This window comes from Lacinutrix venerupis (assembly GCF_003663945.1).
Lineage (GTDB): Bacteria > Bacteroidota > Bacteroidia > Flavobacteriales > Flavobacteriaceae > Lacinutrix > Lacinutrix venerupis.
In genome coordinates this window covers 272,168-285,767 of sequence record NZ_RCCH01000002.1, presented here as the reverse complement: position 1 = coordinate 285,767, position 13,600 = coordinate 272,168, and the positions used below count along the sequence as shown (strand labels likewise).

General features: G+C 29.4%; 13 protein-coding genes. 2 read left to right on the top strand and 11 right to left on the bottom strand.

The window, feature by feature from the left end; all coding sequences use genetic code 11:
- Positions 1–9 precede the first annotated feature (9 nt).
- Positions 10–660 carry a hypothetical protein gene (locus CLV86_RS04055; RefSeq protein ID WP_121049941.1) on the bottom strand — a complete coding sequence of 217 codons (651 nt, stop codon included), beginning with the start codon at positions 658–660 and terminating at the stop codon, positions 10–12.
- Positions 661–723: 63 nt separating this feature from the next.
- On the opposite strand from CLV86_RS04055, the gene CLV86_RS04050 reads away from it, so the two are divergent.
- Positions 724–1,524: a class I SAM-dependent methyltransferase gene (locus CLV86_RS04050; protein WP_121050249.1), complete on the top strand. Its 801-nt coding sequence runs from the start codon at positions 724–726 to the stop codon at positions 1,522–1,524.
- 6 nt (positions 1,525–1,530) lie between these two features.
- On the opposite strand, the gene CLV86_RS04045 is transcribed toward CLV86_RS04050, so the two are convergent.
- The 5 genes from CLV86_RS04045 to CLV86_RS04025 all read right to left on the bottom strand — a co-directional run bounded on the left by CLV86_RS04045 (position 1,531) and on the right by CLV86_RS04025 (position 6,005).
- A complete protein-coding gene (locus tag CLV86_RS04045) occupies positions 1,531–2,448 on the bottom strand; it encodes a YeiH family protein (RefSeq protein WP_121049938.1) in 918 nt (305 codons plus the stop codon).
- A gap of 76 nt (positions 2,449–2,524) precedes the next feature.
- On the bottom strand, positions 2,525–3,409 hold the full coding sequence (locus CLV86_RS04040; RefSeq protein ID WP_121049935.1) for a LysR substrate-binding domain-containing protein: 885 nt from the start codon (positions 3,407–3,409) through the stop codon (positions 2,525–2,527).
- Positions 3,410–3,595: 186 nt separating this feature from the next.
- The gene (locus CLV86_RS04035) at positions 3,596–4,678 is read right to left on the bottom strand and encodes a hypothetical protein (protein ID WP_121049932.1); all 1,083 of its coding nucleotides are present in this window, start codon (positions 4,676–4,678) and stop codon (positions 3,596–3,598) included.
- A gap of 75 nt (positions 4,679–4,753) precedes the next feature.
- Entirely contained in the window at positions 4,754–5,455 is a 702-nt protein-coding gene (locus CLV86_RS04030) for a hypothetical protein (protein ID WP_121049930.1), read from the bottom strand.
- Positions 5,442–6,005, bottom strand: coding sequence for an RNA polymerase sigma factor (locus tag CLV86_RS04025; protein ID WP_076734062.1), 564 nt, complete (start codon positions 6,003–6,005; stop codon positions 5,442–5,444). The genes CLV86_RS04030 and CLV86_RS04025 overlap by 14 nt, the downstream gene beginning before the upstream one ends.
- 256 nt (positions 6,006–6,261) lie before the next feature.
- Between CLV86_RS04025 and CLV86_RS04020 the strand changes: the two genes are divergently transcribed.
- On the top strand, positions 6,262–7,923 hold the full coding sequence (locus CLV86_RS04020) for a T9SS-dependent choice-of-anchor J family protein (protein WP_121049927.1): 1,662 nt from the start codon (positions 6,262–6,264) through the stop codon (positions 7,921–7,923).
- An 83-nt stretch (positions 7,924–8,006) separates the two neighbouring features.
- Here the strand turns inward: CLV86_RS04020 and CLV86_RS04015 are convergent, their stop codons facing one another.
- From CLV86_RS04015 to mreC, 5 genes are all read right to left on the bottom strand, one after another.
- Positions 8,007–8,984 (bottom strand): polyprenyl synthetase family protein, encoded by a 978-nt coding sequence (locus CLV86_RS04015; protein ID WP_121049924.1) that lies wholly within the window; start codon positions 8,982–8,984, stop codon positions 8,007–8,009.
- A gap of 92 nt (positions 8,985–9,076) precedes the next feature.
- Positions 9,077–10,351, bottom strand: a complete 1,275-nt coding sequence (rodA, locus tag CLV86_RS04010; protein ID WP_121049921.1) for a rod shape-determining protein RodA — start codon at positions 10,349–10,351, stop codon at positions 9,077–9,079.
- A gap of 11 nt (positions 10,352–10,362) precedes the next feature.
- Complete coding sequence (gene mrdA, locus CLV86_RS04005) at positions 10,363–12,279, bottom strand: penicillin-binding protein 2 (RefSeq protein WP_121049918.1); 1,917 nt, start codon at positions 12,277–12,279, stop codon at positions 10,363–10,365.
- The gene (locus CLV86_RS04000; RefSeq protein ID WP_076734057.1) at positions 12,276–12,785 is read right to left on the bottom strand and encodes a rod shape-determining protein MreD; all 510 of its coding nucleotides are present in this window, start codon (positions 12,783–12,785) and stop codon (positions 12,276–12,278) included. Before CLV86_RS04000 ends, mrdA begins: the two co-directional genes overlap by 4 nt.
- On the bottom strand, positions 12,778–13,596 hold the full coding sequence (mreC, locus tag CLV86_RS03995) for a rod shape-determining protein MreC (RefSeq protein ID WP_121049915.1): 819 nt from the start codon (positions 13,594–13,596) through the stop codon (positions 12,778–12,780). The genes CLV86_RS04000 and mreC overlap by 8 nt, the downstream gene beginning before the upstream one ends.
- Between the last annotated feature and the right edge of the window lie 4 nt (positions 13,597–13,600).

The window sequence follows — 13,600 nt, the reverse complement described above, 5'->3', positions numbered from 1 at the left end:
TTTTTAATGTTATTCTGTAATTACTTTAATGTTGGTGAAGTTAAGGTTCCAGTTGCCTTCAGCCATTTTATGTTCTTGAGCTATTTTAATTCCATTAAAATCTTTATAGTTTTCAAAGGTATTTGTCATAGACGGCTCTGTAGCATTAGCTTCTCTAAAATTCCATTCTTTAATGTTATAGTTATCATCATAAAAAATATCGTAAACATCTCCAGGAGTATAACCACCATCTGTAGGATAGGTTAAAGTGACTTTGTTAAGTTGTTTTTTGCTAATAGGAGCTTCGGTTATAGAAGGCTCACTTAGCGTAGCACTTTTGTCCCATATTAATTGAAATGGTAAGAGTGCCCAGTATTTGTCGTTTATAAAAGCACGATCTGCTTTTAAACTTTCTTGTTCAACTTTAAATGTGTTGTAGGTAATTGTATCTTCTTTTGTAAGCATGGTAACCTCGTTTAGTTTAGGTTTCCATATCCAAGAACGCTCAAAATGAGAACTGTCTTTATCAACATTAAATGTAAAATGAAATGCTTTAACTTTATCCCAGTTTGCGAATCCATGCGCATTAGCAATTTTTTCGGCTAGTGTATATTCTTTTTTTTGTTCTTTTTCTTTACAAGATGAAAAAAGAAGTAAGCAAATAATTAGTAATCTGTACATGGATTTTGGTTTTCTTTCAAAACTAAGAAATATTAATTAGTTTTGGTAAAATACCAACAAGATATGAGTACTAATTCTAAATATTTTAGCACAAATAAAGCTACTTGGAACGACAAGGTAAAAGTACATGCTAAAAGTGATATGTATGCTATGGATGATTTTAAGAAAGGAAAATCTTCTTTAATGCAATACGAGAGAGAAGCTTTAGGTAATGTACACGGAAAAACGCTATTGCATTTGCAATGTCATTTTGGTCAAGATACTTTAAGTTGGAGTAGATTAGGTGCAAAATGTACAGGAATAGATTTAAGTGACGAAGGAATAAAACTTGCGCAGCAGTTAAATTTAGAATTAGAGTTAGATGCTAAATTTGTGTGTTGTAATGTACTTGACACAGCTAAGCACGTTGATGGTGAATTTGATATTGTGTTTACTAGTTATGGTGTTATAGGTTGGTTGCCAGATTTAAAACCTTGGGGACAAATGATAGCTCAAAAACTAAAAAAAGGAGGCACATTTTACATGGCAGAGTTTCACCCAATTGTTTGGATGTTTGACTATTTAGAAAATAAATCTATTATGAAATATGGTTACATGCAAGATGAAGTAATTTACGAAGAATATGAAGGAACTTATGCTAACCAAAACTCAAAAATGGTAAGTAAAGAATATGGTTGGAATCACGGTTTAAGTGAGGTTATAAACGCTTTAACTGAAGCTGGTTTGCATATTGAATATTTAAATGAATATAACGAAAGTCCTTACGATGTATTACCAGCATTAGAAAAAACATCATCAGGAATGTTTGCAACAAAAGATAAATTGTATCCTTTAATATTTGAAATAAAAGCAACTAAGCTTTAGGCTTATTTATAGAATATAAATTAATGAGAATATTGAAATAAATATCCAAAGTGACAGTGCTAAAAAAATAGGTTTAGTGCCTGTTAATTTTAAGTCTTTTATAGAAATTGTAGAACCTACAAGAAATAATGTTACTATTAAAAAACGTTTAGAAATTGTAACAATAGATTGAGTTATAGGTTCTGGTAAAATATGATAACTATTTATTATAATTGCTGCAATAAACAGAACAATAAAATAAGGAATCTTTATTTTTTCGCCTTTTGTTTTAAAAAGAAACATAGAGAAAATAGATAAAGGTATAATCCATAATGTTCTTGATAGTTTTACTGTTGTGGCTACACGTAACGCTTCTTCTCCATAACCTAATGCAGCTCCAACTACCGAACTTGTATCATGTATAGCAATAGCACACCATAAACCAAATTGTTCTTGTGTTAAATTTAGCCAATGCCCAATAGCAGGAAATACAAATAATGCTATAGAATTTAATAAAAATACAATACCTAATGCAACGCTTATAGTTTTACTTTTAGCTTTTATAACTGGTGAAATTGCTGCTATCGCACTTCCTCCGCAAATAGCAGTGCCAGATGTTATAAGATGCCCTAATTTTAAGTTTATTTTAAAAACACGTGTCAATATTAAACCTAAAGACACCGTTAAAATTATGGAGAATATGGTTAAACTTAGTCCTTCTTTACTCGTTTGTAAAGTTTCTTTTATAAACATACCAAAGCCTAATCCTACTACCGATATTTTTAAAAAATAGTGAATGGCTTTGTGGCTATATATTTTAAAAGGATTATTAAAAATAATAGTAAAAATAAAACCTAGAATTAAAGCTGTTGGACTGTTTATATAGCCTAATAGAGCAATAATAATTATAAGGAAGTAAATTGTTTTAGATAAATAAGCTTTCATACTGTTTAGTATTATTCAATATAAAAATAGTATGCACGGATAACTTTTTAGCAATTTAAAAAGTTATTGAGGATAACTAAAAGTTATAATTGTAACGAATAAATGTTTTGAAGTATTCGAAGGTTTGCGATAAATATCCGGTTCTATTAACAAAATAAAACCACCGCTCAATACTTAAATCTTTAATGTCTATTATTTTGAGTTTATTATTTATTAAATCATCTGAAATAGAATGAATTGAAAGCAATGCATAATGATCTGAATGATATAAATAATTTTTAATCGCTTCAGTACTATTAAAGAATACTACAGCATTAAGTTGTTTTACATTGTGTTTTGATAAAAAAGTATCTATAATTACTTTAGTTCCGGATCCTCTTTCGCGTTCTACGATTGGGATTTCTTTTAAGGTGTCTATATCAATACTTCCTTTTTGAAATGCATTATTATTTACATTGGTAACAAGAACTATTTCATCTTTAATAAATTTTTCGAATTGCAATTTTGGATTTGCAGTACTACCTTCTGTAATTGCAAAATCTATATCTTCATTTAAAATTGAATTCTCAATATTTTCAGAATTATTACTAACTATATTAAATTTTGTTTGTGGATATTGAGTTGTAAACTTAGCAATAACTTTGGGTATAATATAATTAGACAAAGTTGTGCTTACACCAAAATTGATAAAATTTGGAAACTCATCTTTTTTATGTAAAAATTTCTCGTCCATTTGAGCATAGATTTCTAAAATTTTATTGGTGTAAATTAGAAAAGACTTTCCTTCTGTTGTTAATTCTATAGAGTTTCTTTTTCTTATAAATAAAGTTGTTTTGTATTCCTGTTCTAAATTTTTAATAGCTTTAGAAATAGCAGGTTGAGAGATGTGTAGTTGTTCTGCAGCTTTTGTGAAACTTAAGTGTTTTGCAACAATTTTGAAGATATGTAATTTAGTTTTCATTAGCCAATGTGCAATTTTATAACATTTTCAATTTATTTTAAATAAGAGCTTATTAAAATAAACCGAAAGTTAGTATTTTTTATAGACTTATATAAGTTACTTAAAAGCTATAATTAACTAATGAAATTGTGTTAATATTTTAAAAGAAACCACTGCTAATGTTTAATTAGCAGTGGTTTTTTAGTTTTAATCAAAATCCATTCTTATTCCTAATGAAATATTGTTTTGATCTAAGGCATCATTTTTAAAAGTTTTAGATATATCGTACTTAGCGTATAAGCTAATATCTCCAACACCTATATACGCACCAACACCGTAAACTATTGGGTTTGTATTGTAATTTCGTTTAATCTTTTCTTTAACTCTATCACCATCTTGCTTATATTTTAGTTTTTGCATAGTTCCGGTTCTTAGTCCTGCAAAACCACCAACTCCAATTTTAAATTTACCATCGTTAACATATCTTACATAATCTGTTTTTTCAATTTTACGCATTTTACCAAATTCAAAATAAAAAGGAATAACAAGGTTTGTAATTCGTAACTCGGCTAGTTTTAAATTTTCACTAAAAGGTTCTAATGTTGTCGTGTTTCCGTTTTGAACAAATATTTTATTGTCTTCTAAAGAATATCTATTGGTTTGAAAAGTTAAACCATATTTTATTCTTGGAGCATTTCCAGAAACTCCAAGTCTTGTTTTCCAGTTTAAGCCTATTTCCCAAAATTCAGAATCTTGTATGTCGTATGGAGAATCGTTTAAGCTTCCACCATCTACAATAGCATTGTTAAAACCTCCCGCATATGATAGTTCAAAAGTTGTGCGAGTATCGTATTTAATTTTTTTCTTCTCTGGATTAACAACTGTAACGCCTGTAAAACTATTAACGCTATTTAGGTCTTTAAAGAAAAGATCGTATTCTTTTCTTTTTAAATTACCATTTTCATCTATTGGTGTTGGCAGGTTATTTCTTTCGTAAAAAGCTAATTTGTTTTCAAGAATTAATATTCTATTTTCAATATTTAAAGCTCGTTTTTTTGCGGCTATTTCTTTTAGGTTTTCTGCTTGACCATAAGTAATTTTTTTTTCTGTTACTTGTTGGTTTATTGCTTCTACTTCAATTTTTAATGCCTCTTTTTCTTCATTTTTAATGTTTTGTTTTAATGTTTTAATGCTTTGTTCTTTAGATTTTGGAATACTGTCTTGAGCAGCAGCATTAGAAGCGAATATTGCTAATATAGCAATGATAATGTACTTTGTAATTGATGTCATAAATGTTCGTTTTTGGGTGCAGATAGTAGTACCAGCACATGTTGATAATTGATTTTTATTGATGATTTTTTATGGTTATTCGTTACGTTCTGCAACCGATTCTTTTACCGTTTGGTAGCCTTTTCTTACCGTTTTTAGTATTTTATCTCTAAATCTCTCGTCTAGATCGTCTTCTACAGCAATTAGTAACTCGTTATGGTCAATAGGTGTATGTTTATTTATAGTTTTTTTACTTTTAATACTTTCTGTTGCTTGAGCAAGAAGCATATCTACTTCATCTCTCTCAATAGGTTGTTTTTTTATTTTGGGTATTTTTATTTCAGTTATAATAGTATTATTTTGAGGTAAGTTATTTAAGGTTTCTTTATTTTTAATTGGAGTTTTTTTACTGTTATTATTTATGGCTAACTCATTAGAAACTTTAAGATTCTTACTATTTGTTTTTTTAATATTTCTTTTAACTTCAACAATTACTTCGTTTTTAGGAATTACTCTTTCTATTTCTTGTTTTTCTATTTTTTGAGTGTTTTGAGTTTTATTTTGGTTAACAATAATTGTGTTGTTATTATTTGTTTTAGAAGAAAAAAATAAATTTGTTACTAATAATATACCAACAATACTTGCAGCTATGCCAAGCCACCATAGTCCTTTTTTATTATGCTTTTTTTCCTCGTTATCTAAACGTTGAGATAGTGTCTCCCAAGCTTTAGCTGAAGGCTGAATTGTTCTTTTTTCGAGCCTCTTTTTCATATCTTCTTCATTTTTAATTGGTGCCATAACTCGATGTGTTTAATTTTTTTATTTCTGCTTGAAGCAATTTTCGTGCTTTAAATAATTGTGATTTTGAGGTGCCTTCATTAATGTTTAATAGATTGGCAATTTCACTGTGTTTATAGCCTTCTATGGCATACATTATAAAAACAATTTTATAACCTTCTGGTAGTTTGTCTATAATTTCTTGTATGTGTTCTACTTCAATTTCACTATTTATATGGTCTGAATAATCATTTTTTATATCTATATCTTCTACCGCAAATTCTATATTTTTTTGTTGTCTTAAAAAGGATATAGATTCACGAACCATAATGCGTCTTATCCAACCTTCAAAACTACCTTCGTTTTTAAAACTTTTTATGTTTGTAAAAACTTTAAAAAATCCATTTAACATTGCTTCTTCTGCATGTTGTAGATCTTTAATATAATATCTACAAACACTTAACATTTTTGGTGCATGCAACTCATACAATACGTGTTGTGCTTCACGATTGTTTTTTTGAGCTCTTTTTATAAGCTTTGTTTCATTTTTATAGAGTTGAATGACTTTCAAAAAACTTTTAGTTTAGTGGTTCTATTTATAAAGACGCAAAATTTAAATAAATGGTTGCCTAGATATTAAAAAAATCTACTTTTTTTTTAATTTTTAAAAAAACAGTCTTGTTTTAAAATCTTAAAAAAAGCACATTTTATGCTTTTATTTCAAACAATTTCTCTATTCTCCATTTAATTAGCAGTAAAGTACGGTTTTTATTGAATTATTTTTATGTATTTTAGTGCTATTATTAATCAACAAAATTTTTAAGGGTATGAAAAAAATTACTTTACTATTACTATTATTATCTATAAATGTCACTTTTGCGCAAGTGTTATTTGAAGATGACTTTGATGGTTCTGGACCAGGACTAGCTGGTTGGACATTATACGACGAAGATGGCTTGACACCTAATGCTTCTGTAGCTCAATTTACATCTGCATGGATTGAAGCCGATGATTTTGATAATACAGGAGACGTTGTTGCTATGAGTACATCATGGTATAATCCAGCAGGTACGTCGGACGATTGGATGGTAACTCCTGCAATAACACTAACGGGTAATGCAGTATTAACTTGGGAGGAAGAAGCTCAAGATGCAGGTTATCCAGATGGATATGAAGTTCGTGTATCTACAACAGGTAATGCAGTTGCAGATTTTACAGATGTAGTATACTCAACTACTGCTGCTTCTGGTGCTGTTTGGTCTACTCAATCTGTAGATTTAACTGCCTATACAGGAAGTACTATTTATATAGCTTGGAGAAATAATTCTACAGATCAATTTGTTTTAATGATAAATAATGTTTCTGTAGAGGTGCCACCTGCTTTTGATGTGGCAATTACTAGTTCAGGAGAATTACAAAATCAATATACTCAAATTCCACTAGAGCAAATTTCTTCAGTAGGAACAAATGCAACTATACAAAACACGCAGGCTGGAGCAGTAACTAATGCAATTGCTACTGTTACTGTAACAGATGCTACAAATGCAACTGTATATACAGAGTCTAGTGCACCATATTCTATTGCAGGAAACGCAACTCAAGATGTTACATTTACAGGATTTACACCAACTGCAGTAGGAACGTATTCAACAACTTATACAGTAACAATTACTGAGGCAGATGGAGATGCTACTAACAATACTTTTACAACTATGGACACTGTAGTTACTACTAATACTTATGCAAGAGATGATAATACAGTTACAGGTACATTAGGTATTGGAGCAGGAACTAGCGGTCAACTTGGTCAACAATTTGATGTTTTAGTTACCGAAGATATTTCTTCTGTTACATTTCAATTAGAAGATACTAATGGAGAATTAGCTGGTACAACAACATATGTAACGGTTTGGGACATGGTTGGAGGTGTGCCTAATGCAATTATAGCACAAACAGATCCTGTTACTTTAGTAGCTGGTTCTAATGTGTATACAGCACCTATTGCTGTAGAGCCTTATACGCTTGCTCCAGGTCAATACCTTGTAGCTATAGAAGAAGGTGCTTTTAATATTACATTAGCAACAACTACTCAGATTTTTACTCCAGGTACAACTTGGGTTAACTGGCCAACAAACCCAAATGGAACATGGTCTAATAACGAAGATTTTAATTTTAATGTTTCGTATCTATTACGTCCTAATTTCCAAGATGAAAACTTAAGCGTTGATAATTTTTCAATTAATAATATAACTATAGGTTTATTTCCAAATCCAGCAAGTAATATGCTTACTATTAGTAATCCTAATCAAGAACAACTTGAGCAAGCTACTATAACAGATATTACTGGTCGTGTTGTAAAAACTTATAACTTAAATGGAACGGTAGAAAATAATACTACTATTGATGTTTCTTCTTTAAGTAGTGCAAGTTATTTTATGACTATAAAAAGCAACGCAGGAGCTGTAACTAAGCAATTAATTATCGATTAATTTCCTAGTAGAATAATTATTTAAAAAGCCAGTAGCTAAATTTAGTTACTGGCTTTTTTATTTTTTTAAATAAGAAAAGTATTTTATTTCTTCCTTTCTATTACGTAATTCACCATCAACTCTAATGAAGATTTATAATCGGAATCTGGAAACTGTTGTAGTATTTGTAACGCTTCGTATTGAAAAGCTTTCATTTTTTTAACAGCATATTCTAAACCACCATTATCTTTTACAAAAGCAATAACTTCGTTTACACGTTTTTTGTCTTTATTATGGTTTTTAATAGAGTTTATAAGCCATTTCTTTTCTTTATTACTTACTGTATTTAAAACATGAATAAGTGGTAAAGTCATTTTTTGTTCTTTAATATCTATACCAGTTGGTTTTCCAATACTTGTAGAACCATAATCGAAAAGATCGTCTTTTATTTGAAAAGCCATACCTATTAATTCTCCAAATTTCCGCATCGTTTCTACTTCTTGGCTATCTGGTTTAACAGAAGCTGCACCAAGACTACAACAAGCAGCAATTAATGTTGCAGTTTTTTGTCTAATTATTTCGTAATAAATTGTTTCTGTAATATCTAAGCGTCTGGCTTTTTCAATTTGAAGCAACTCACCTTCGCTCATCTCACGTACAGCAACAGATATAATTTTTAGTAAATCGAAATCATTATTATCTATAGAAAGAAGTAAGCCTTTAGATAATAAATAATCACCAATAAGTACTGCTATTTTATTTTTCCATAATGCATTAATGCTAAAAAAACCACGACGTTTATTACTGTCGTCTACAACATCATCATGCACTAAAGTAGCGGTATGTATTAATTCTATAACAGATGCTCCTCTATAAGTTCTGTCTTTTACCTCTCCATTTGACACCATTTTTGCAACAAGAAATACAAACATTGGTCTCATTTGTTTGCCTTTTCGGTTTACAATGTAATGTGTAATTCTATTTAATAAAGCAACTTTAGAGGCCATTGCTAAACGGAACTTTTGTTCAAAAAGATCCATTTCGTAAGCAATAGGTTGTTTTATTTGTTCGGTTATTTTCAAAGGAAAAATTTCAGTGTTACAAAGCTACTGATAAAAAGTGAATAGTTAAAAGTGAATATTAAAACTAAAAACAAAATTTAATAGTTAAATAATTACCATTCATTTATTCTATTAGAATCTAATTTAACAAAAATAAATACAAGAATAGTAAATCCCCAAAGACCAGAACCACCATAACTAAATAAGGGTAGTGGAATCCCAATGGTTGGTATCAAGCCCATAACCATACCTATATTAATTAGAAAGTGTATAAATAATATGGCTCCCACAGCGTAACCATAGACTCGACTAAATTGAGATTTTTGAAGTTCGGCTAGATGAAGTATTCTTAAAATTAAGAGCACAAAAATAAGTACTACTCCAAAACTGCCTATAAATCCCCATTCTTCACCAACGGTAGTAAAAATGTAATCTGTATGCTGTTCTGGTACAAATTTACCTGTAGTTCTCGTACCTTCCATAAAACCTTTGCCTTTAAAACCACCAGCGCTAATAGCTTTTTCGCTTTCTAAAAGATTGTAGGCAGCTTCTTTTTTCATTTTTTCTAATTTGTCGGCATCTTTTTCTAAGCTTAACCAAATAGTAATTCTATCTTTTTGATGAAAAGGTAAAAGCGAATCGTAAGTGTAACGCACAACAAAAGAGATAAGTAATGCAATAACTAAAGCTATTATAGGTTGAAAAAATGAAGGCTTTTTCTTTAAAGTGAAATAATATCCAAATACTACAATAGCTGCAACAAGCATAGTTACAATTACTCCAAATTTTAAAGCACAAATAGCTAATACTATAAGTATAGAACCTAAAATAAGATAAATTTTAGGAAGTCCTTCTCTATATAAAACAAAGAAAAATGCACCATACACTAATGTACTTCCAGCATCTTTTTGTAATAAAATTAAAAAAGCCGGAATTACAATAATTGCAAAAATTCTAATTTGATGTTTAAACTGTTTAATATCGGTTTGCAAATCGCTAATATATTTAGCAACAGCTAATGCTGTTGCAGCTTTTGCAAATTCACTAGGTTGCAATGTCATGCCTCCTAAATCGTACCATGAAGTAGCGCCGTTAATATTTTTTCCAAAAATAAATAGACCTATTAAGGAGAGAAGTGAAGCAAAGTAAATAATACTTGAAAACCTTTCGTAAAACTTAGCGTCTATAGATAGAATAAGAATGATTAATACTATTGAAAGTATAATAAATACAAGCTGTTTACCGTAAAATTCTGTAAAACTAAAATAGTCAACTATTTCACCAGAATGTGAAGCCGATAAGATATTTAACCAACCAAAGCCTGCTAAAATAAAGAACAGTAAAATAGTAATCCAATCGAATTTAAAATGTCTATCGGTTTGTCTCATTTAAACGTTACTTATGGATTAGAGTTATCTGGCAACCCAATAACTTCTTCCATAGGAATTACTTGGTATTGTGTTTCTCTATTTATTTTAAATGGTTCTCCAGAATAAGGTTTAGCATATTCATTTTCTAAACTGTGTGTTAATAACCAGTTTTCTAAATCTTTACGAGTAATTTTTTTATTAACGTATTTTTCTATCATTAAACTCGCAATTTTACCAGCAAACCTACTTCCAAAATAACCGTTTTCTACAAATATAGCTAATGCTATTTTTGGGTTATCTTTAGGTGCAAAAGCTACAAAAATAGAATGATCTGTTAATTGTGTTTTTACACTATCTATTATTACAAAATTTTCTACGGTACCTGTTTTTCCACAAATTTCAAGTCCTTTAACCTGTAGGCTACTTGCTGTTCCTTTTTCATAAACTTTAAGCATACCTTCAATAACAGGCTCAAAATGTTTTTTGTCTATTGTTGTATATTTAGGAGTAGTAAATTTATCTGGTAAAGTTTCTCCTTCAATAGCTTTAACAATATGTGGTGTATAGTAGTAGCCTCTATTTGCAATTGCTGCAGTCATATTTGCTAGCTGTATAGGTGTTGTAACAACTTCTCCTTGTCCAATAGCATTAGAGATAGTATAGGTTGAATAAAAACGTTCGGGATATGCTCTTTTATAATAAGCTTTATCTGGAATTCGACCTTTTTGACCAACGGCTAAATCATTATTTAAAAAATTACCTAAACCAAAACTTTTAGCATGATTACTCCATATTTCTATTCCTTCTCTTGCATTTGCTGGTTTCTCTAATATTCTTCTATATGCAGTTGCAAAATAGGCATTACAAGATTTTTGAATACCAAGCGACATGTCTCTAGAACCTCCTCCACAATGGCAACCCATGAATCTATTACCGTATTTATAACCATTATGACAATATACTTTTTCAGTATTAGATATAACACCTTCTTGTAAAGCAATTAATGAGTTCATTAATTTAAAAGGCGATCCAGGATTGTAAATACCTTGTAAACTTCTATTAAATAAAGGTTTTGCTATAGAATCGTTATATAGTTTTGTGTAATTTTTAGATCGTTTTCTACCCACCAAATCGTTTGGGTTATATGTTGGTGCCGCTATCATGGCTAAAATTTCTCCAGAACTTGGTTCTAAAGCAATAATACCACCACGTTTATTTTGCATAAGCCATTCGCCATAGGCCTGAAGTTCAGAATCAATTGTAATTTTTATGTCTTTACCTTGTTGAGGTAATGTATCATACTTACCATCTTTATAAGGTCCAATATTTCTATTAAATCTGTCTTTTTGTATAAATTTAATACCTTTTCGACCTCGTAAAATAGAATCGTAAGATTTCTCTACACCTTGTTTACCCATTAAATCACCTATTTTGTAATAAGGGTCATTTGCAATATCTCTATTATTAACTTCGCCAATATCTCCTAAAACATTTGCTCCAATAGTAGTTTCATATTGACGTAAAGAACGTTTTTGAATATGAAAACCAGTATATTTTCTCATTTTTTCTTGAAGTACAGCGTAATCTTCTTTAGATAAATGAGATACAAATGGAGAAGGTAATCTCCATGAATAATTTTTGGCTTTTTTTAGTTGGCTATCAAAACGTGCTTTATCTATTTTTAATAATTTACAAAACTCTAAAGTATCTAATGGTTCTATTTCACGAGGAATAACCATAACATCGTAAGATGGTTGGTTTGCAACTAAAAGTTTACCGTTTCTATCGTAAACAAAACCTCTTTTTGGGTAATCGTAAACTTTTCTAATAGCATTATCATCGAAAATACTATTAAAACTAGAATTATAGATTTGTAAGTAAAATAATCTTGCAGTAAATATTATACCAACAAGAATAACAGTAAGAAATAATAAAAGTTGTCTCATTTTTTATTGGTACCACTAAAAATTATAGTTATTAATATACTTAATAGTATAGTAAATATACTTGAGAATAACGTGTTTTGTAGTACTAAAATTATCTTAGAAAAGTTAAATATTTCAAGAGAGAATAAAATAAAATGATGTATAAGTGTTAAAATTGAAATGTATATAAAACGCTGTCCAAAATCAACTTGGTTAAACTTTATAGCTTGATGGTCATAAAGTGCTCCAAAACTAAATTTTAAAGCTGCTGGTCTTATAAAAGCTATGGTTACAGATGCTGCAGCATGAATACCTCCAGAGTCTAAAAACATATCGATAAACAACCCTAAAAGAAAACTTAATAAAATAAATAACATTCTATTATTTTTTATTGGGAATAATAAAATGAATAAAATATATGGATATGGGTTTATGTAACCCATAAAATTAACATGACTTAATAACAGTACTTGTAATAATAATAAAATTACAAAACGGATGGTATGTATAGATAAAAAATTAGTCATTGTTTTCTAATAGGTTTTCTATCTGTTCTACATCTCTATTTTCAATTATATAAACATGTTCAATATTTGTCATGTCGTTAAAAAGAGTAACCTCAATTTCGTAATAATTTTCTGCAGTATCTAAATTAAAACTAGATACAATACCAATAGGAATGTTTTTTGGAAAAATAGCAGAGCGACCAGAGGTAACAATAGTATCTCCAGTTGCTACAGGTGCAATTTTTGGAATTTCACTAAGTTGTATTTTGTTTGGTAACAAACCATCCCATTTAATAGATCCGAAATGGTTGGTTTTTTTAAGTTTTGCACTAATGCTACTAGTTGTATTTAAAATAGATAATACAGTTGCGTAATTGGCATTTGTTTTTTCTATAATACCAATTATTCCCTTACTGGAAATAACACCAAAATCCTGTTTAATACTGTCTTTTTTACCTCTGTTTAATAATAAAATATTATTTGTAGAAGAGTAGCTGTTTCTAATAACTTGAGCAGGAGTAAAAATGTAATTTTTAGCAAAATTTAGACTATCTACATATGGTGAATTTAAATTGTTTTCTACATTAAATAGAATAGACTTTAATTGGTTATTCTCTTCTTGTAGTAGTTTGTTTTGTTCACGCAAACCAAAATAATCACTAATGTTATTAGAAGCATTAAAAATACCTCCACTTAAAAAATTTGCTGAATTTATAAAGCGGCTTCTATGGTAACTATGAGATTGTATAGTTAACATTACCGAAATAAATAACAATAGCAGGAACAGAAGAAACGTTTTGTTTCTTAGTATAAAGTTTACTATTTGTTGCATTTAT